The organism is Streptomyces sp. NPDC046197 (assembly GCF_040646295.1).
In the GTDB taxonomy this organism is placed as follows: domain Bacteria; phylum Actinomycetota; class Actinomycetes; order Streptomycetales; family Streptomycetaceae; genus Streptomyces.
On record NZ_JBEYZY010000003.1, the window covers coordinates 14,940 to 33,102 of the forward strand.

Genomic DNA, 18,163 nt, shown 5'->3' on the forward strand with positions numbered 1-18,163 from the left:
CTGCCATGCCGCGCCGCGGATCGGGGGGTCTGGCATGAGCGCTGCCACGGGAGTCGAGACCGCGAGGCACGGCGCACGGTTGCCGTGGTCCGACATCGTGCTGTCCGCAATCGCTTCCGTTAGCTGGGCGTTGATGGGGATGGCGGGCACCGCCGCACTGGGCCTGCATCTGCTGTGGGCGGACTCGGCCGGGTCGCTGGGTCCGATGACCGCGGCGGTGGTGGCACTGGGGGCGGGTGGTTCGGTCACGCCGTCCGGCGATGTGTCCGCCTTCGGACTGAGCGGCGCACAGGCGCACACCGCCATCCAGATCACGCCACTGGGGGTGAGCCTGGTCGGCGCGCTGCTGCTGTCCTGGTTCTTCCTACGGTCCCTGCGTACGGCGGGGGTTGTCATCACCTCCGCCGAACTCCTCGCCCGGGCGGGGGCGGTGGTGGTGCTCTACGTGGCGATGCTGGGCGGTCTTGCCTGGGCGGGGCACGACGTCATCACGATCGACGGGGCTTCGCTGGGGCTGGGCAAGCTGCCCGGCACCGGCGGGTCGGGGGGTGTCCGCATCCCCGGGCTCGGCGACCTGGGGGACATCGGCGGGCTCCTGCCGGACAACATCGGCAAGCTCATCGACGCCAAGGCGGCGGTCGGCTTCAGCGTCGACACCGCCCCGACGGTGCTGGGCGGGCTCGGCTGGTCGGCCGGGATCCTGTTGATCGCCCTGCTCGCCTCGCGCCGCACCCCGCTGCCGCGCGGCTGGGAGGCGATGCACCGGGTGGTAAGGCCCGCGGTGTCCTCTCTGGTCGCCGTGCTGGTGGTTGCGGTGGCGGCGGGGCTCGCGGCGGCGGCGTACGCGGCGATCGGCGACGCCCACCCCGAGCGCGTCGCCGGCGCCGCGCTGCTCGGCGCACCGAACGGGGTGTGGCTGGGCATCCCGATCGGCCTGTTCGTGCCGTGGGACGGCCGGGCGACCGGCGAACTGGCCAAGCTGCTGCCCGACCCCCTGGACAAACTGCTCACCGTGCACTCCGATCAGCCGGTCACCCTGGGGCGGCTGGCCGAACTCGACGGCCGGGTGTGGCTGCTGGGGGTGGCTGCGGCGCTGATGATGCTGCTCGCGGGGGTACTGACGGCGGTACGGACGCCGGTCGGGACCGGATCGGGTGCCCTCGGCTTCGCCGGGCGGTGCGCCCTGCGACTGGCGGTGGTCACAGCGGCGGCCCTTCCGCTGCTGGCCCGGCTGACGAAGGTGTCGGTCGACGCCTCGCTGTCCGTGCTGGGCTTCGATGCCTTCGGTGCCGGGATCGTGCTGCACGGCCACCTGGGCGCGGCGTTACTGCTGGGCGTCGTGTGGGGTGCGGGGGCGGGGGCCGTCGGGGCGCTCCTGGCTTCGGCGACCGGGGCGGCGGGGAGGCGGGCGGCGCCCTTGGCACTGGGTGACGCGGTCATACCGGTGCCTCCGGGCGAAGGCGGCGGCCGGCCGGCCTCCGGCGCGCGGGTCGGCCCGTACACGCCGAGCACGCCGTACCGGCCGCCGAACCCGGCCACCAATCCGTACCTGCGGCTGCCCGACGAACTCCGGGAACCGCAGGACGCGCGGCCGCCCGCCGGCCGCCCGCCGGGCGACGAGCGGCGGTACCCCGGCGGGCATCCCGGTGCCGCAGGACCCCGGGGGCGTGCGCGGACGCCCGGCGACCAGCAGCAAAAGCCCGATGCACCACCACCCGCCCGGGACGTCTACGGCTCCCCCACGGTGGCCGGACCCCTGCCCCCGCCGCTGCGGAAGCCGCAGCACAGTCCGGCCTCGCGCCCGGCTCAGTGGCCTCCGCCCCCGCCCGACGAGGGACCGCCGCCCCCTCCCCCGCCCAGGCCGCCGAAGAAGCGGCCGTGACGTGGGCGTACCTCCGGCCGGCCCGCGGCCATGCGTCCGCAGACGTCGGTGACCCGCCGGCGACCTTGAGCCGAGAGGTGCCGGAAGCCGCAGCCGGGCCGTCGGGCGCTCGCCACCCGGACGACACCCAGTGTTCCGTGTCCGTCAGGCGGACCTGAGGGGCAGGAGGCACTGGGTGCCGGATACGGTGGAAACACCATGAGCGCTTCGCAGACCTCCGACGCACCCACCCTTCTCGTCAAGATCTTCGGGAAGGACAGGCCGGGTATCACGGCCGGGCTCTTCGACACCCTCGCGGCCTACTCCGTCGACGTGGTCGACATCGAGCAGGTGGTCACCCGCGGCCGGATCGTGCTGTGCGCGCTCGTGACCCAGCCGCCCACGGGGGTGGAAGGTGACCTGCGGGCCACCGTGCACAGCTGGGCCGAGTCGATGAAGATGCAGGCGGAGATCATCTCCGGTCGCGGCGACAACCGGCCGCGCGGCCTCGGACGCTCGCTGGTGACCGTTCTGGGCCACCCGCTCACCGCCGAGGCGACGGCGCAGATCGCCGCACGGATCACCAGGGCCGGCGGCAACATCGACCGCATCTTCCGGCTCGCCAAGTACCCGGTCACGGCCGTGGAGTTCGCGGTGTCCGGGGTGGCGACGGAGCCCCTGCGCACCGCCCTGGTCACCGACGCGGCGGCGCTCGGTGTGGACGTCGCGGTCGTCGCGGCGGGTCTGCACCGGCGGGCGCAGCGCCTGGTCGTGATGGACGTGGACTCGACACTCATCCAGGACGAGGTGATCGAGCTCTTCGCCGCACACGCCGGCTGCGAGGACAAGGTCGCCGAGGTGACGGCGGCCGCGATGCGCGGGGAGCTGGACTTCGAGCAGTCGCTGCACGCACGGGTGGCGCTGCTCCAGGGCCTGGACGTCTCGGTGGTGGACAAGGTCCGCAGTGAGGTCCGGCTGACCCCGGGCGCACGCACCCTGATCCGCACGCTGAAGCGGCTCGGCTACCAAGTGGGCGTCGTCTCGGGCGGGTTCACCCAGGTGACGGACGATCTCAAGGAACGGCTCGGGCTGGACTTCGCCCAGGCGAACACGCTGGAGATCGTCGACGGCAGGCTCACGGGCCGGGTGACCGGCGAGATCGTGGACCGGGCGGGCAAGGCGCGGCTGCTGCGCCGGTTCGCCGCGGAGGCGGGTGTGCCGCTGGCGCAGACCGTGGCGATCGGCGACGGCGCCAACGACCTGGACATGCTGAACGCGGCCGGGCTCGGGGTCGCCTTCAACGCCAAACCGGTGGTACGGGAGGCGGCGCACACCGCGGTGAACGTGCCGTTCCTCGACACGGTGCTGTATCTGCTCGGGGTCACCCGCGAAGAGGTCGAGTCGGCGGACGCCCACACGGCGGACTGAGCCGCTTGGGCAGCACGGGGCCCGGCACCCCGCGGGTGCCGGGCCCCGTGTGTTCGTCTGTTTTCGTCGGCTGCTCTCCGTTGGCCTACTCCGAGGGCGCCCAGTAGTCGGTCAGCGTGGCCACGCCCGGTTCCAGGCCCTTCCAGGAGCCGTCGAAGGACAGGACGGCGAAGGCGGCGGCCGGGAAGCCGCGGCGGCTCATCCGCTCGCGGGCTTCCTCCTCGGCCGAGCCGGAGAGGACCTCGGCCAGGCCCTGGATGCCCGGGTTGTGGCCGATCATGACCAGGCTCTGCACGTCGTCGGGGGTTTCGTTGAGCACGGAGATGAGCTCGCCGGGCGAAGCCTCGTAGATCCGCTCCTCATAGACGGTTTTCGGCCGATGCGGCAGCTCGTGGACGGCGAGCTTCCAGGTCTCGCGGGTCCGGACCGCGGTGGAGCACAGGGCCAGGTCGAAGTGGACACCGGTGTCGGCCAGCTTGCGTCCGGCGACTGCGGCGTCCATGCGGCCCCGCTCAGCGAGCGGTCGCTCGTGGTCGTTCACCTGTGGCCAGTCGGCTTTCGCATGCCGGAAGAGGACAATCCTGCGGGGTTCAGCGACGCTCATGAGATCCAGCTTCGCATGAAACAGGCCACGGGGCGCAGGGAGTTGACATGCGGCTTCGCGGGGAACGAGGGCCGCGCCGGCGGTCCGGCGCTCGCCGGCACCCGCCACCGTGCCGCGTCAGCGGGTGAGCAGCTCCTGGACGTACTGGAGCAGCTGGTTGATCGCGGGGTCGCCGGTGGCCGCGTGGGCGTTCGACGGGTTCAGTATCAGGAGGAGGAGCGTGCCGAAGGCCAGGGCCGGCAGGGCCAGGGCCCACCACGGCAGCCGTATCTCGACGCCGCCCCTGGTCGCCGGGTGCGGCCGGGTGTGCGTACGGGCCGACATGATCGCCTCCGCTGGTCTTCGAGTGGTCCGTGCACCGCCTGTCGCGGTCACACTTCGAAGCTACGGAATCCGAGCGCCCCAACCCATCCGGTGGTCCACCCACTTGACCCTGACCCTCACCCCCTAGGGGATGGTGGGGACAGCCCCACCATGGGACCCACCACCAGGGCAGGAGACGGTCACGGCGAGGCGATGGTCGCGATGATGCCGATGATGATGAAGATGGCAAAGAACGAGCCGAAGACGAGCAGCATCTTCTTCTGGCTGTTCTTCGGGTTCGGGTCGAGCACAGGCTGCATGCGCCCAGTGTTGCACCCTTCGTCCCCACTCGGGCCGCGGGGGTCACCCGGTCGGCCGCCGCTTCGCCGGGCCCCGGAGGGCCGGCACGGGCCGTGTCAGTGTCCCGTCTCGTCCTCCACCGTGCGGTCGCGGCCCGCCAGGAAGCCGACCGCCATCTGCGGGAGCATCAGGGCGCTCATGAGCGCGATCGGGACTCCCCAGCCGCCGCTGCTCTGATAGAGCACGCCGACCAGCAGCGGCCCCGGGATGGAGATCAGGTAGCCGGTGCTCTGGGCGAATGCCGACAGCTGAGCCACGCCCGCGCCGGTACGGGCCCGCATGCCGACCATGGTGAGCGCCAGCGGGAAGGCGCAGTTGGATATGCCGAGCAGCGCGGCCCATGCCCAGGCGCCCCCGGCCGGCGCGAAGTACAGACCTGCGTAGCCGGCCAGGCCGCAAGCCCCGAGGGCGAGGACGATCGGGCCCTGGTGGGGCAGCCGGGTGGCCAGCCGCGGGATGACGAAGGCCAGCGGCACGCCCATCACCATCGTCACGGCGAGCAGCAGGCCGGCCGTGCCCGCGGGCACACCGGCGTCCCGGAAGATCTGCGCCATCCAGCCCATCGTGATGTAGGCGGCGGTGGCCTGGAGCCCGAAGAAGACGGCCAGAGCCCAGGCGGTGCGGCTCCGGGTGATCCGCAGTGCGGGGGGCGGCTTCGCACGCCCGGCTTCCCGTCCGGCGAACGCCTGCCCTGCGGATACCTGCCCCGCGGACGCCTGCCCCGCGGACGCCTGCCCGGCGGGCGCCGCTTCCCGGCCCCGTATCAGCGGCAGCCACGGCAGTACGGCCACCGCCGCGGGCACCGCCCACGCGACGAGCCCCGCCCGCCAGCCGCTGCCGAGCGCGCCGGTCAGGGGCACGGTCACCGCGGCGGCGGCCGAGGTGCCGAGGGCGAGCGCCATGGAATACAGGCCGGTCATGGAACCCACCCGGTCCGGGAACCAGCGCTTGACGATGACCGGCATCAGGACGTTGCTGACGGCGATGCCCATGAGGGCGAGCGCGCTGGCGGCCAGGAAGCCGGCCGTGCCGCCGATGCCGCCCATGTACGGCCGGATCACCAGCCCGGCGCTGATGGCGACCATGCCCGCGCACACCACCGCGGCCGGACCGAAGCGGCGGGCCAGCCGGGGTGCCATGACGCCGAAGACGGCGAAGCAGAGTGGAGGCACGGAGGTGAGCAGCCCTGCCACGCTGCCGCTCATGCCGAGCCCGGCGCGAACCTCCTCCAGGAGGGCGCCCAGGCTGGTGATGGCGGGACGGAGGTTCACGGCGGAGAGCACGATGCCGACGACCACCAGACGCGTCGTCCACGCGCGCGTGGCGGGTGCGCCCGGTTCCCGGGAGGCGGCGGTGGCGGCCGGGGTGCGTTCGGTCGTTGAGATCGTCGTCCGGATTTCCTCGCTAGCCATGGGGCCCATCATAGAATCATAGGATGATTGGCTGTCCCTGGCCTGGTCGTCTGCTTCCGGGCCCCGCGTGCGAAGGTGAGTCATGCCCCTGAACCATCCGCGCCGGTCCGCGCTGTCCGAGCAGGTCATCGCGGCCCTGCGGAACCAGATCACCTCGGGCGAGTGGCCGGTCGGCTCCCGTATCCCGACGGAGCCGGAACTGGTGGAGCAACTCGGTGTCGCCCGCAACACCGTCCGCGAGGCCGTGCGCGCACTCGCGCACAACGGCCTGCTGGACATCCGTCAGGGCTCCGGCACCTATGTCGTGGCGACCAGCGAGCTGGCGGGCGTGATGCACCGCCGCTTCGCCGGTGCCGACCCGCGGCACATCGCGGAGCTGCGCTCCACGCTGGAGTCGGCCGCGGCGAGGCTGGCCGCCGAACGGCGCACCGAGAAGGACCTCAAGCAGCTCGACGGGCTGCTGCTGCGGCGCGAGGAGGCGTGGGAGTCCGGCCAGGCGGAGGCCTTCGTCACCGCGGACGCGACGTTCCACCTCGCGGTGATTGCCGCCTCCCACAACGACGTCATGACGGCGATGTACGCGGACCTGGGCGAGGTGCTGCGGGACTGGCTGCGCGCGGACGTCGGCGCGGATCTGACCCCCGAGACGCACATGGACCACACACGGCTGCTCGACGCGATCCGCGCCGGTGACGCGGAGGCGGCGGGCACGGAGGCCGCGAGCTACCCGTTCCTGTGCCGGCCGGGGCGGCTCAACCCGCCCGCTCGTGGCTGATCCACGCCGAGCGGACCTCCTTCCAGCAGCGGCCGGTGAGCCGTACGGTCTGCGCGGGCCCGGCGTCCACGGGTGGACCGTCGCTGTCCAGGTCCCACCAGCGGGCGCACTCCACGTGCAGGCTGACGCGGTCGGTCCCCGGATAGGGGTTGTGGCAGTAGGCGGTCACCCGGGAGCCGGTGACACCGGCGCGGCACGTCGACCCGAACGGCTCGGACGCCGTGGGTTGCCCGGCGTGCACGCGCGCGTGGGGCATCGCCTCGTACGGCAGGGACAGTACGAGAGCGAAGGCCACGGTCACTGAGGCCAGGCTGCGGGGCAGGCGCACAAGGGGGACCTCCTCGGCCGTGCTGGGGAGGAAAGCGAGAGGTGAGCGCGCACTCCCAGCGTGCGGGGGCGGGCGGCCGCCCCGCCCGGCCGGCTGAGCCGAACGGGTGACGCTCCGGACGGTCGGCCGGCAGCGCCGCGGAGCCGGACACAACGCGCCGCGGGAGCCGGACACAACGCGCCGCGGAGCCGGGCACACCGCCCCGAACGGCTCCCCGAGGACAACGGGGCGCGGCCTTCCGGTACGCCGAAGGCCCGCATCCCGGGGATGCGGGCCTTCGATCGTCGACCGGGCGTCGGCGGCAGTGTCAGGCGCCGATGGCGTGCAGCCCGCCGTCCACGTGGATGATCTCGCCGGTGGTCTTCGGGAACCAGTCACTCAGCAGGGCGACCACACCGCGGCCGGCCGGCTCGGGGTCCTTCAGGTCCCACTCCAGCGGAGAGCGGCTGTCCCACACCGAGGCCAGCTCGGCGAAGCCCGGGATGGACTTGGCGGCCATCGAGCCGATGGGGCCGGCCGAGATGAGGTTGCAGCGGATGTTCTGCTTGCCCAGGTCTCGCGCCATGTAGCGGTTGGTGGCCTCCAGGGCGGCCTTGGCCGGGCCCATCCAGTCGTACTGCGGCCAGGCGAAGGAGGCGTCGAAGGTGAGGCCGACGACCGAGCCGCCGTTCTGCATCAGCGGCAGGCAGGCCATGGTCAGCGACTTCAGGGAGAACGCCGAGACGTGCATGGCGGTGGACACCGACTCGAACGGCGTGTTGAGGAAGTTGCCGCCGAGCGCGTCCTGCGGCGCGAAGCCGATGGAGTGGACGACGCCGTCGAGACCGCCGAGCTCCTCGCCGACGATGTCGGCCAGGCGGCCGAGGTGCTCGTCGTTGGTGACGTCGAGCTCGATGACCTTGGTGGGCTTCGGCAGCTTCTTGGCGATGCGCTCGGTCAGCGTGGGCCGCGGGAACGCGGTGAGGATGATCTCCGCGCCCTGCTCCTGGGCCAGCTTGGCGGTGTGGAAGGCGATGGAGGACTCCATCAGCACACCGGTGATCAGGACGCGCTTGCCCTCGAGAATTCCGCTCATGGTGATCAGTGACCCATTCCCAGTCCGCCGTCAACGGGAATGACGGCTCCAGTGATGTACGAGGCGTCGTCCGAAGCGAGGAACCGCACCGTCGCGGCGATCTCCTCCGGCTGCGCGTAACGGCCGAGCGGCACCTGCGTCATGATGCTCTCGCGCTGCTCCTCGTTGAGCGCCCGGGTCATGTCGGTGTCGACGAAGCCGGGGGCGACGACGTTGAAGGTGATGTTGCGCGAGCCCAGCTCACGGGCGAGGGAGCGCGCGAAGCCGACCAGGGCGGCCTTGGAGGCGGCGTAGTTGGCCTGCCCCGCCGAACCGAGCAGACCGACGACCGAGGAGATCAGGACGACACGGCCCTTCTTGGCGCGCAGCATGCCGCGGTTGGCGCGCTTGACGACGCGGAAGGTGCCGGTGAGGTTGGTGTCGATGACGGAGGTGAAGTCCTCCTCGGTCATGCGCATCAGAAGCTGGTCCCGGGTGACGCCGGCGTTGGCGACGAGCACCTCGACCGGGCCGTGCTGGGCCTCGATCTCCTTGTAGGCCTGCTCCACCTGCTCGGGGTCGGTGATGTCGCACTTGACGGCGAGGAAGCCGGCCGGCGGCTCGCCCGAGCGGTACGTGATCGCGACCTTGTCGCCGGCGTCGGCGAACGCGCGGGCGATGGCGAGGCCAATGCCCCGGTTGCCTCCGGTGACGAGAACCGAGCGGCTCAACGGATCACCCTTTCGATAGCGGTCTGAAGCGGTCCGACAACCCGCCCGACCACAGTGGATGACAGGCGGCTTCACCGAAAACCTATCGGTCCGGCCGCGCCCGCGGACAATCGGGCACCGACAGTGGCATGGGGGACTCACTGTCGAGTCCCTACAGAAAACAGTGGACTGGGGCCGGAAAGGTGTGGCCCCGTCCCGGCCCGCGCGACATGATCGGAGCGACCACGGGTCACGACAACAGGGAGAGACCTCGGTGCCTCATTCCATCGACGAAGCCTTCACGGCCCTTCCGCTGCGGGCGCTGGCCGACGCCGCCCTCGCCCGCGCCCGTGCCCTCGGCGCCGAGCACGCCGACTTCCGGTTCGAGCGGGTGCGCAGCGCGTCCTGGCGGTTCAGGGACGCCAAGCCCGCCGGCTCGTCGGACACCACCGACCTCGGATACGCGGTACGGGTCGTGCACGGCGGTACCTGGGGCTTCGCGTCCGGTGTGGACCTGACGCTCGACGCCGCGGCGAAGGTCGCCTCGCAGGCCGTGGCCATGGCGAAGCTGTCCGCCCAGGTGATCAAGGCGGCCGGGTCGCAGGAGAGGGTGGAACTCGCCGGGGAGCCCGTGCACGACGACAGGACATGGGTCTCCTCGTACGAGATCGATCCCTTCACCGTGCCCGACGAGGAGAAGTCCGCGCTGCTCGCGGACTGGAGTGCCCGGCTGCTCGCGGCCGACGGCGTCAACCACGTCGACGCCTCGCTGCTTACCGTGCACGAGAACAAGTTCTACGCCGACACCGCCGGGACCGTGACCACCCAGCAGCGGGTGCGGCTGCATCCACAGCTGACCGCGGTGTCGGTGGACGAGTCCAGCGGCGAGTTCGACTCGATGCGCACCCTCGCACCGCCCGTCGGGCGCGGCTGGGAGTACCTCACGGGCACCGGCTGGGACTGGGAGGACGAGCTGGCGCAGATCCCGGAGCTGCTCGCCGGCAAGATGCGGGCGCCGAGCGTCGAGCCGGGCCTGTACGACCTGGTGGTCGACCCGTCCAACCTGTGGCTGACGATCCACGAGTCCATCGGTCACGCCACCGAGCTGGACCGGGCCCTCGGCTACGAGGCCGCGTACGCCGGCACCTCCTTCGCCACCTTCGACCGGCTCGGCAAGCTGAAGTACGGCTCCGAGCTGATGAACGTCACGGGCGACCGCACCGCCGAGCACGGCCTGGCGACCGTGGGCTACGACGACGAGGGGGTCGAGGCGCAGTCCTGGGACCTGGTGAAGGACGGCACGCTGGTCGGCTACCAGCTGGACCGGCGCATCGCGAAGCTCACGGGCTTCGACCGGTCCAACGGATGCGCCTTCGCCGACTCCCCCGACCATGTGCCGGTGCAGCGCATGGCGAACGTGTCGCTCCGGCCGGATCCGGCCGGAATGTCGACGGAGGACCTGATCGGAGGCGTCGACCGGGGCATCTACGTCGTCGGGGACCGGTCCTGGTCCATCGACATGCAGCGCTACAACTTCCAGTTTACGGGTCAGAGGGCATACATGATCCGGAACGGCCGCCTTGAGGGGCAGGTCAAGGACTTTGCATATCAGGGGGTCACCCCCCAGTTCTGGGGCTCCATGGAAGCTGTCGGAGGCCCCCAGACCTACGTCCTAGGAGGGGCTTTCAACTGCGGAAAGGCCCAGCCGGGCCAGATCGCGGCCGTCTCGCACGGCTGCCCCTCAGCCCTTTTCAAGGGAGTCAACATCCTGAACACGACCCAGGAGGCCGGTCGATGAGCCCGCGTACGAACAAGCCGCACGAGGTCGTGGAGCGCGCCCTCGAACTGTCCCGGGCCGACGGCTGTGTCGTGATCGCCGACGAGCACTCCACGGCCAACCTGCGCTGGGCGGGCAACGCGCTGACCACGAACGGCGTCACGCGCGGGCGCACGCTCACCGTCGTCGCCACTGTCGACGGCAGGCAGGGGACGGCCTCGGGCGTCGTGTCGAGGTCCGCGGTGACCGCGGACGAGCTGGAGCCCCTGGTGCGGGCCGCCGAGGCCGCCGCGCGCGGGGCCGGTCCCGCCGAGGACGCCCAGCCGCTGGTCACGGACGTGCCGCAGTCGCCCGACTTCACCGACCCGCCGGCCGAGACCTCGTCGGCGGTGTTCGCGGACTTCGCTCCGGCGCTCGGCGAGTCGTTCACCCGCGCGCGGGCGGGTGGCCGGGAGCTGTACGGCTTCGCCAACCACGAGTCGGTGTCGACCTACCTCGGCACGTCGACCGGGCTGCGTCTTCGCCACGACCAGCCCCACGGCTCCCTGGAGCTGAACGCCAAGTCGCCGGACCGGACCCGCTCGGCGTGGGCGGGGCGGTCCACTCGGGACTTCAAGGACGTCGACCCGGCGGCGCTGGACGCGGAGCTGGCCGTACGGCTGGGCTGGGCCGAGCGGCGCGTCGAGCTGCCCGCGGGGCGCTACGAGACGCTGCTGCCGCCGACCGCGGTCGCGGATCTGGTGATCTACCAGTTCTGGTCGTCCTCGGGCCGGGACGCGGCCGAGGGGCGGACGGTGTTCTCCAAGCCGGGCGGCGGCACACGCGTGGGCGACAAGCTGAGCGAGCTGCCGCTGACCCTGCGCAGCGACCCGAACGAGCCCGGCCTGGAGTGCTCCCCCTTCGTGGTCGCCCACTCCTCCGACGGGGACCAGTCGGTGTTCGACAACGGGCTGCCCACGCACGCCACCGAGTGGATCGGCGGCGGCAAGCTGAAGCACCTGACGACCACCCGGCACAGCGCCGGCCTGACCGGGCTGCCGGTGGCCCCGGCGATCGGGAACCTGATCCTGGACGGCGGCTCGGACCGCTCCCTGCAGGAGATGGTCGCCGGCACCGAGCGCGGGCTGCTGCTGACCTGCCTGTGGTACATCCGCGAGGTCGACCCGGCGACGCTGCTGCTGACGGGCCTGACCCGGGACGGCGTCTATCTCGTCGAGAACGGGGAGGTGACCGGGGAGGTCAACAACTTCAGGTTCAACGAGTCGCCGGTGGACCTGCTGGGCCGGGCCGTGGAGGCCGGGCGCAGCGAGAAGACGCTGCCCAGGGAGTGGAGCGACTACTTCACCAGGTCCGCGATGCCCGCCCTGCGGGTTCCGGATTTCAACATGAGCTCTGTCAGTCAGGGCGTATAACCTCGTAGTCGGCTGTCACCCGACTGCCCCAGTGATCACCGAGGAGACACGAGAACCGTGACGGACATCGTCGACGAGCTGAAGTGGCGGGGGCTCATCGCCCTCTCCACCGACGAGGACGCACTGCGCAAGGCGTTCGCGGACGGTCCCGTCACGTTCTATTGCGGCTTCGACCCGACCGCGCCCAGTCTGCACCTCGGCAACCTCGTGCAGATCCTGACCATGCGCCGGATCCAGCAGGCGGGCAACCGTCCGCTGGGCCTGGTCGGGGGCGCGACGGGTCTCATCGGCGACCCGAAGCCGACTGCCGAGCGCACGCTCAACGACCCCGCGGTGGTGGCCGGCTGGGTGGCGCGGCTGCGCGGCCAGATCGAGAGGTTCCTGGACTTCGAGGGGCCGTACGCCGCGACCATGGTCAACAACCTGGACTGGACCCAGGGTCTGTCGGCCATCGACTTCCTGAGGGACATCGGCAAGCACTTCCGGGTCAACAAGATGATCTCGAAGGAGGCCGTCGCCCGGCGGCTGCACTCCGACGCGGGCATCAGCTACACCGAGTTCAGCTACCAGATCCTGCAGGGCATGGACTTCCTGGAGCTGTACCGGAGGCACGGCTGCACGCTGCAGACGGGCGGCAGCGACCAGTGGGGCAACCTCACGGCGGGCGCCGACCTGATCCACAAGGTCGAGCCGCACACCGCGGTGCACGCGCTGGCCACGCCGCTGATCACCAAGGCGGACGGGACCAAGTTCGGCAAGACGGAGTCCGGCACGGTCTGGCTCGACCCGGAGCTGACCACGCCGTACGCCTTCTACCAGTTCTGGCTGAACGCCGATGACCGGGACGTTTCCAAGTTCCTGCGCATCTTCAGTTTCCGGTCCCGTGCGGAGATCGAGGAGCTGGAGCAGCAGACCCAGGAGCGTCCGCAGGCCCGGGCCGCGCAGCGCGCGCTGGCCGAGGAGCTGACGACGCTGGTGCACGGCGCCGACCAGACGGCCGCCGTAATCGCCGCGTCCAGGGCCCTGTTCGGCCAGGGCGAGCTGGCGGAGCTCGACGGCAGGACGCTGGCCGCGGCCCTGTCCGAAGTGCCGAACATCCAGGTCGCCGAGCTCGGCCCGGTGGTCGACCTGTTCGCCGAGGTGGGCCTGGTGGCCAGCAAGTCGGCCGCGCGCCGGACGGTCAAGGAGGGCGGTGCCTACGTGAACAACGCCAAGGTCACCTCCGAGGACGCCGTCCCCGCCAAGGAGGACCTGCTGCACGACCGCTGGCTGGTGCTGCGCCGGGGCAAGAAGAACCTGGCGGCGGTCGAGGTCACGGGTAGCTGAATCAGCATGTGAGAAGGGGGGCGGCCCTGCGCGGACCGCCCCCCTTCTCCTGAGCACGTCTCCTGCGCGCGTCCAACGCGCGCTCAGGCCTGCTGCCTCTTCTTGTCGCCCCACAACGCCATGTACGCCATGTCGCCGACGGCGACGATGATGATCGCGGCCACGAGCTGGAAGAGGTGCCGGGTCCAGTCGATGCCGCGGGTCTCGGCGACACCGAACGCGCGGGCGATCGCATTGCCGGCGATGGCGCCGAGCATGCCGAAGATGGTGGTCAGCCAGAGTGGGCTGTGCTGCTTGCCCGGGATGACCGCCTTCGCGATCAGGCCCAGCACGAATCCCACGATGATCGCCCACAACCAGCCCATGGCTGCCTCCTCGTCCGGCTCGACGTGAGCATTACGCCCAGTGTCGGCCGGTCGGCCGTGCGACGCATGTCGGTGGTGCCGGACGGCAGGGGCGCGGAACGCCGCGAGCGCGCGCAGGTCGCCCACCCGGAGCATGCGCGGGCCGTTCGTGCAGGCAGGCCACGGGCCCCGGTCTCGAAGGCGGCCCGCCCGCGGCGTACCGTGGAGGCAGTGCGGGCCGGTGTTCCCGACCGGTTACCGACCCGGCGCGGGCCGGGCGAGTCCGATGCGGGCGGATGGTGGATTGTGATGCGGAAGCAGCATGGCGACGGCGGCGTCCAGGTGTTCCGGATCACCGGAGCCCGGACGGGGCTCCAGGAGGACGTGCGGGCCCGGCAGCGCCGGTACGTCATCTCGATGTCGATCCGTACGGTGTCGGTGATCCTCGCGGTGTCGCTCTGGAACGTCGAACGGTACGTGGCGATCGTGGCGTTGGTGCTGGGGCTGACGCTGCCCTACATCGCCGTGGTCATTGCGAACGCGGGCCGCGAGCGGGCGCCGTCGCTCCCCTCGACGTTCGTGACGACGCCGATGCGGACGATGATCTCACCGCCGCCGCAGGCGGACGACGGCTCCGCGCAGTCCTCTCCGGAGGATGTGGTGTCGGATCCCCCGGCGGGCGCGGGAAGTGAACCGCGCGGCGGTGCGTGAGCGCGACCACCGGCCCGGCGCAGGACGGTAAGCGGAAGACGGACCCGCGCCAAGCTCAAGAAAAGCTCAGATCAATCATGTTGTTCCAGTGCCGGGCGACGGGTTACCCGTGACATACTGCCTACGCGCTCCGCATCCCCCGTCGGAGCGACGGACCGACGCCGGGCAGCTCCCCCCGTGGCTGCTCGGCGTCGCCTTGTTTACCGGGTTTACTGCGCTGGTGAGACGAAGCTGTGAGTGACGAGACGCCGATCTGCTCCGCCAAGGGCTGTCGTGCCGCCGCCGTGTGGGTGCTGGCCTGGAACAACCCGAAGATCCACACCCCTCAGCGGCGCAAGACGTGGCTCGCGTGCGAGGAGCACCGGGAGCATCTGTCGCAGTTCCTGGGCGTGCGGGGGTTCCTGAAGGACGTGGTCCTGCTCGCGGAGTGGGAGGCGCCGGAAGGCGCGTGAGGGCCGGCCGGGGGCGCTCACCCGCCGATCGCCGACATCGGCCGTTCCGGCTGGACGAAGGACGGGTCGTCCAGGCCCGCGCCCGCCTTCTTGCCCCACATCGTCAGGCGCCAGATGCGCGCGATCTCCTCGTCGGGGGCACCGGAGCGCAGGGCGGCGCGCAGGTCGGTCTCCTCGGTGGCGAACAGGCAGGTGCGTATCTGACCGTCGGCCGTCAGGCGGGTGCGGTCGCAGGCCGCGCAGAACGGCCGGGTGACGGAGGCGATGACGCCGACGCGGTGCGGCCCGCCGTCGACGATCCAGCGCTCGGCCGGCGCCGAGCCGCGTTCCCCGGCCCCCTCCGGGGTCAGCTCGAAGCGGGTGCGCAGGGAGGCGAGGATGTCGGCGGCCGTCACCATGCCCTCGCGCTTCCAGCCGTGCTGGGGGTCCAGGGGCATCTGCTCGATGAAGCGGAGCTGGTAGTCGTGCTCCACGGCCCAGGCCAGCAGGTCGGGGGCCTCGTCGTCGTTCAGCCCCGGCATCAGGACCGTGTTCACCTTGACCGGGGTCAGTCCGGCCTCGCGGGCGGCACCGAGGCCCTCCATCACGTCCTTGTGCCGGTCCCTGCGGCTGAGGGCCTTGAAGACCTCGGGGCGGAGGGTGTCCAGGGAGACGTTGATCCGGTCCAGGCCCGCCGCCTTCAGTGCCTTCGCCGTGCGCTTGAGGCCGATGCCGTTGGTGGTGAGGGACATCTCGGGACGCGGGTCCAGGGCGGCGACGCGTTCGACGATGCCGACCAGGCCGGGGCGCAGCAGGGGCTCCCCGCCCGTGAACCGGATCTCCTTGATGCCCAGGGAGGTGACCGCGATGTCGATCAGGCGGACGATCTCGTCGTCCGTGAGCAGGTCGGGCTTGGCCAGCCACTGCAGGCCTTCCTCGGGCATGCAGTAGGTGCAGCGCAGGTTGCACCGGTCGGTCAGCGAGACCCTCAGATCGGTGGCCACCCGGCCGTAGGTGTCGATGAGCACGTGGGCCCCCTCCCTCGTCGCCGATCGCTAGTTTTCCGTCACCTGCGAGCCTACGTGACCGCAGTGACATCGACAGCACCCGATCCCACGAGGTAGGACGCGGCCGCGTCGTAGGTGCCTACGATCCCCACGGGGATCCGCACGACGGTCTTCACGACGCGGCCGCCCGTACGAAGGTCTCAGTGCGCCCCGGTGCCCGTCAGTGACCGTACCTCCAGTTCCGCGTACTTGCCGGTGTCCGGCTCCTCCTTCGACAGCAGCGTGCCGGCGATGCCGAGCAGGAAGCCGACCGGGATCGAGATGATGCCCGGGTTCTCCAGCGGGAACCAGTGGAAGTCGACGGAGGTGAACATCGACGTCGGCTTGCCGGAGACCACCGGCGAGAACAGCACCAGGCCGACCGCCGTGACCAGGCCGCCGTAGATCGACCACAGCGCTCCCGTGGTGGTGAACCGCTTCCAGAAGAGGCTGTAGAGGATCGTCGGCAGGTTGGCGGAGGCGGCGACCGCGAAGGCGAGCGCCACCAGGCCGGCGACGTTCAGGTCACGGGCCAGGGCACCGAGCAGGATCGAGACCGCGCCGATGCCGACGGTCGCCCAGCGGGCCGCGTTCACCTCCTGCTTCTCGGTGGCGGTGCCCTTCTTGATGACGTTGGCGTAGATGTCGTGGGCGAAGGACGAGGACGAGGCGAGCGTCAGGCCCGCGACGACCGCGAGGATCGTGGCGAAGGCGACCGCGGAGATGGTGGCGAGCAGGATGGCGCCCCAGTTGGAGTCCACCCCGCCCAGGTGCAGCGCGAGCAGCGGAGCCGCCGTGTTGCCCGCCTTGTTGGAGGCGATGATCTCGTCCGGCTTGATCAGCGCGGCGGCGCCGAAGCCGAGGGCGAGGGTCATCAGGTAGAAGGCACCGATCAGGCCGATCGCCCAGATCACCGACTTACGGGCGGCCTTTGCGGTGGGCACCGTGTAGAAGCGGATCAGGATGTGCGGCAGTCCCGCGGTGCCGAGCACCAGGGCGATGCCGAGCGAGATGAAGTCCAGCTTGGTGGTGCCGGTGGCGCCGTACTTGAGGCCGGGCTCCAGGAAGGCGGCGCCCTTGCCGCTGTTGTCGGCGGCCGAGCCGAGCAGGTCGGAGACGTTGAAGTGGAACTTCAGCAGGACCAGGAAGGTCAGCAGCAGGGCGCCCACGATGAGCAGGACGGCCTTGACCATCTGCACCCATGTGGTGCCCTTCATGCCGCCGATGGTCACGTAGACGATCATCAGGACGCCGACCAGCGCCACGATGCCGATCCTGCCGCCGTCGCTCGTGATGCCGAGGAGCAGGGACACCAGGACGCCCGCGCCCGCCATCTGTGCCAGCAGGTAGAAGATCGACACGACGATCGTGGACGTGCCCGCCGCCGTACGGACCGGGCGCTGGCGCATGCGGTACGCCAGCACGTCACCCATGGTGTACCGGCCGGAGTTGCGCAGCGGCTCGGCGACCAGGAGCAGGGCGACCAGCCAGGCGACCAGGAAACCGATGGAGTACAGGAAGCCGTCGTACCCGAACAGGGCGATGGCGCCGGCGATGCCGAGGAAGGACGCGGCGGACATGTAGTCGCCGGAGACGGCGAGCCCGTTCTGGAATCCGGTGAACTGGCGGCCGCCGGCGTAGAAGTCGGCGGCGTCCTTGGTCTGCCGGCCGGCCCAGACGGTGATGACGAGGGTCGCGGCGACGAACACCGCGAACAGGGTGATGATCAGCGGCCGGTGCCGGCTCGCCTCGCCGGCCGCGAGCGTGAGCGTGGGGTTGATCGCGGGGGTGATCGCGGGGCTCATGCTCCGCCCTCCATCCGGGACTTGATGGCCTCCGCCTTGGGGTCGAGCTTGGCCGCGGCGTGCCGCGCGTACCACCAGGCGATGAGGAACGTGGTGAGGAACTGGGCGAGACCCAGCACCAGGGCGACGTTGACGTTGCCGACGAGCTTGGTGCCCATGAAGTCGCCCGCGTAGTTCGACAGCAGGACGTACAGCAGGTACCAGGCGATGAAGGCGACCGTCAGCGGGAAGGCGAAGGAGCGGTAGGAGCGGCGCAGTTCATCGAACTCCGGGCTCCCCTGCGCCGCTGCGAACTCCTCGGTGGAGGGGAGCCTGACCTGGGTTTTCGAGGGGGGCGGTGTCTCGGTGGCCACGGAGTCTCCTCGGCGTTGGCGGATGCGGTTGCGACAGGGGGCTCGATCGTGCTCGTGCTCCCTGTCCGAGGTCCACGGCGCCACGCGAGGACCGGTTCAAGTCCTATGAGTTCTTTCGCAAGT

General features: G+C 71.0%; 19 protein-coding genes. 8 read left to right on the forward strand and 11 right to left on the reverse strand.

Going from position 1 to position 18,163, the window contains the following annotated elements; all coding sequences use genetic code 11:
• Nucleotides 1-34: 34 nt before the first annotated feature.
• Nucleotides 35-1,882, forward strand: coding sequence for a streptophobe family protein (locus AB0A61_RS05190; protein ID WP_361286326.1), 1,848 nt, complete (start codon nucleotides 35-37; stop codon nucleotides 1,880-1,882).
• Between the two features lie 198 nt (nucleotides 1,883-2,080).
• On the forward strand, nucleotides 2,081-3,289 hold the full coding sequence (gene serB, locus AB0A61_RS05195) for a phosphoserine phosphatase SerB (RefSeq protein ID WP_361286329.1): 1,209 nt from the start codon (nucleotides 2,081-2,083) through the stop codon (nucleotides 3,287-3,289).
• Between the two features lie 85 nt (nucleotides 3,290-3,374).
• Here serB and AB0A61_RS05200 read toward each other — a convergent pair whose 3' ends face one another.
• The 4 genes from AB0A61_RS05200 to AB0A61_RS05215 all read right to left on the reverse strand — a co-directional run bounded on the left by AB0A61_RS05200 (nucleotide 3,375) and on the right by AB0A61_RS05215 (nucleotide 5,968).
• A complete protein-coding gene (locus AB0A61_RS05200) occupies nucleotides 3,375-3,893 on the reverse strand; it encodes a histidine phosphatase family protein (RefSeq protein WP_361286332.1) in 519 nt (172 codons plus the stop codon).
• Between the two features lie 117 nt (nucleotides 3,894-4,010).
• Nucleotides 4,011-4,217 carry a hypothetical protein gene (locus tag AB0A61_RS05205; RefSeq protein ID WP_361286335.1) on the reverse strand — a complete coding sequence of 69 codons (207 nt, stop codon included), beginning with the start codon at nucleotides 4,215-4,217 and terminating at the stop codon, nucleotides 4,011-4,013.
• A gap of 179 nt (nucleotides 4,218-4,396) precedes the next feature.
• The gene (locus tag AB0A61_RS05210) at nucleotides 4,397-4,516 is read right to left on the reverse strand and encodes an SGM_5486 family transporter-associated protein (protein WP_361286338.1); all 120 of its coding nucleotides are present in this window, start codon (nucleotides 4,514-4,516) and stop codon (nucleotides 4,397-4,399) included.
• A gap of 96 nt (nucleotides 4,517-4,612) precedes the next feature.
• A complete protein-coding gene (locus tag AB0A61_RS05215; protein ID WP_361286341.1) occupies nucleotides 4,613-5,968 on the reverse strand; it encodes an MFS transporter in 1,356 nt (451 codons plus the stop codon).
• 82 nt (nucleotides 5,969-6,050) lie between these two features.
• Here AB0A61_RS05215 and AB0A61_RS05220 point away from each other — a divergent pair, with 82 nt between their 5' ends.
• Complete coding sequence (locus AB0A61_RS05220) at nucleotides 6,051-6,743, forward strand: FadR/GntR family transcriptional regulator (RefSeq protein WP_361286344.1); 693 nt, start codon at nucleotides 6,051-6,053, stop codon at nucleotides 6,741-6,743.
• On the opposite strand, the gene AB0A61_RS05225 is transcribed toward AB0A61_RS05220, so the two are convergent.
• The 3 genes from AB0A61_RS05225 to fabG all read right to left on the reverse strand — a co-directional run bounded on the left by AB0A61_RS05225 (nucleotide 6,721) and on the right by fabG (nucleotide 8,856).
• Entirely contained in the window at nucleotides 6,721-7,071 is a 351-nt protein-coding gene (locus tag AB0A61_RS05225; RefSeq protein ID WP_361286347.1) for a hypothetical protein, read from the reverse strand. The genes AB0A61_RS05220 and AB0A61_RS05225 overlap by 23 nt on opposite strands.
• 307 nt (nucleotides 7,072-7,378) lie before the next feature.
• Nucleotides 7,379-8,146: an enoyl-ACP reductase FabI gene (fabI, locus tag AB0A61_RS05230; protein ID WP_361286350.1), complete on the reverse strand. Its 768-nt coding sequence runs from the start codon at nucleotides 8,144-8,146 to the stop codon at nucleotides 7,379-7,381.
• Nucleotides 8,147-8,151: 5 nt separating this feature from the next.
• Entirely contained in the window at nucleotides 8,152-8,856 is a 705-nt protein-coding gene (gene fabG, locus AB0A61_RS05235; protein WP_361286353.1) for a 3-oxoacyl-[acyl-carrier-protein] reductase, read from the reverse strand.
• Nucleotides 8,857-9,109: 253 nt separating this feature from the next.
• Between fabG and AB0A61_RS05240 the strand changes: the two genes are divergently transcribed.
• The 3 genes from AB0A61_RS05240 to tyrS are packed head-to-tail and all read left to right on the forward strand — an operon-like array spanning nucleotide 9,110 to nucleotide 13,350.
• Entirely contained in the window at nucleotides 9,110-10,633 is a 1,524-nt protein-coding gene (locus AB0A61_RS05240) for a TldD/PmbA family protein (protein ID WP_361286356.1), read from the forward strand.
• A complete protein-coding gene (locus tag AB0A61_RS05245; RefSeq protein ID WP_361286359.1) occupies nucleotides 10,630-12,024 on the forward strand; it encodes a TldD/PmbA family protein in 1,395 nt (464 codons plus the stop codon). The genes AB0A61_RS05240 and AB0A61_RS05245 overlap by 4 nt, the downstream gene beginning before the upstream one ends.
• Before the next feature lie 57 nt (nucleotides 12,025-12,081).
• Nucleotides 12,082-13,350, forward strand: coding sequence for a tyrosine--tRNA ligase (gene tyrS / locus AB0A61_RS05250; RefSeq protein ID WP_361286362.1), 1,269 nt, complete (start codon nucleotides 12,082-12,084; stop codon nucleotides 13,348-13,350).
• A gap of 83 nt (nucleotides 13,351-13,433) precedes the next feature.
• Here tyrS and AB0A61_RS05255 read toward each other — a convergent pair whose 3' ends face one another.
• Entirely contained in the window at nucleotides 13,434-13,715 is a 282-nt protein-coding gene (locus tag AB0A61_RS05255) for a GlsB/YeaQ/YmgE family stress response membrane protein (RefSeq protein WP_361286364.1), read from the reverse strand.
• Between the two features lie 288 nt (nucleotides 13,716-14,003).
• Between AB0A61_RS05255 and AB0A61_RS05260 the strand changes: the two genes are divergently transcribed.
• Both AB0A61_RS05260 and AB0A61_RS05265 read left to right on the forward strand, forming a co-directional pair.
• The gene (locus AB0A61_RS05260; RefSeq protein ID WP_361286367.1) at nucleotides 14,004-14,405 is read left to right on the forward strand and encodes a DUF3099 domain-containing protein; all 402 of its coding nucleotides are present in this window, start codon (nucleotides 14,004-14,006) and stop codon (nucleotides 14,403-14,405) included.
• A 233-nt stretch (nucleotides 14,406-14,638) separates the two neighbouring features.
• Complete coding sequence (locus AB0A61_RS05265) at nucleotides 14,639-14,857, forward strand: hypothetical protein (RefSeq protein WP_361286370.1); 219 nt, start codon at nucleotides 14,639-14,641, stop codon at nucleotides 14,855-14,857.
• Between the two features lie 17 nt (nucleotides 14,858-14,874).
• On the opposite strand, the gene moaA is transcribed toward AB0A61_RS05265, so the two are convergent.
• The 3 genes from moaA to AB0A61_RS05280 all read right to left on the reverse strand — a co-directional run bounded on the left by moaA (nucleotide 14,875) and on the right by AB0A61_RS05280 (nucleotide 18,040).
• Entirely contained in the window at nucleotides 14,875-15,864 is a 990-nt protein-coding gene (gene moaA, locus AB0A61_RS05270) for a GTP 3',8-cyclase MoaA (protein WP_361286372.1), read from the reverse strand.
• 179 nt (nucleotides 15,865-16,043) lie between these two features.
• On the reverse strand, nucleotides 16,044-17,687 hold the full coding sequence (locus AB0A61_RS05275; protein ID WP_361286375.1) for a cation acetate symporter: 1,644 nt from the start codon (nucleotides 17,685-17,687) through the stop codon (nucleotides 16,044-16,046).
• Complete coding sequence (locus AB0A61_RS05280; RefSeq protein WP_361286378.1) at nucleotides 17,684-18,040, reverse strand: DUF485 domain-containing protein; 357 nt, start codon at nucleotides 18,038-18,040, stop codon at nucleotides 17,684-17,686. Before AB0A61_RS05280 ends, AB0A61_RS05275 begins: the two co-directional genes overlap by 4 nt.
• Nucleotides 18,041-18,163: the final 123 nt, after the last annotated feature.

Bases quoted from the DNA above. Each gene is read 5' to 3' on its own strand.
- AB0A61_RS05190 (WP_361286326.1), top strand. From the start codon at position 35: ATGAGCGCTGCCACGGGAGTCGAGACCGCGAGGCACGGCGCACGGTTG.
- serB (WP_361286329.1), top strand. From the start codon at position 2,081: ATGAGCGCTTCGCAGACCTCCGACGCACCCACCCTTCTCGTCAAGATC.
- AB0A61_RS05200 (WP_361286332.1), bottom strand. From the start codon at position 3,893: ATGAGCGTCGCTGAACCCCGCAGGATTGTCCTCTTCCGGCATGCGAAA.
- AB0A61_RS05205 (WP_361286335.1), bottom strand. From the start codon at position 4,217: ATGTCGGCCCGTACGCACACCCGGCCGCACCCGGCGACCAGGGGCGGC.
- AB0A61_RS05210 (WP_361286338.1), bottom strand. From the start codon at position 4,516: ATGCAGCCTGTGCTCGACCCGAACCCGAAGAACAGCCAGAAGAAGATG.
- AB0A61_RS05215 (WP_361286341.1), bottom strand. From the start codon at position 5,968: ATGGCTAGCGAGGAAATCCGGACGACGATCTCAACGACCGAACGCACC.
- AB0A61_RS05220 (WP_361286344.1), top strand. From the start codon at position 6,051: ATGCCCCTGAACCATCCGCGCCGGTCCGCGCTGTCCGAGCAGGTCATC.
- fabI (WP_361286350.1), bottom strand. From the start codon at position 8,146: ATGAGCGGAATTCTCGAGGGCAAGCGCGTCCTGATCACCGGTGTGCTG.
- AB0A61_RS05245 (WP_361286359.1), top strand. From the start codon at position 10,630: ATGAGCCCGCGTACGAACAAGCCGCACGAGGTCGTGGAGCGCGCCCTC.
- AB0A61_RS05255 (WP_361286364.1), bottom strand. From the start codon at position 13,715: ATGGGCTGGTTGTGGGCGATCATCGTGGGATTCGTGCTGGGCCTGATC.
- AB0A61_RS05260 (WP_361286367.1), top strand. From the start codon at position 14,004: ATGCGGAAGCAGCATGGCGACGGCGGCGTCCAGGTGTTCCGGATCACC.
- AB0A61_RS05275 (WP_361286375.1), bottom strand. From the start codon at position 17,687: ATGAGCCCCGCGATCACCCCCGCGATCAACCCCACGCTCACGCTCGCG.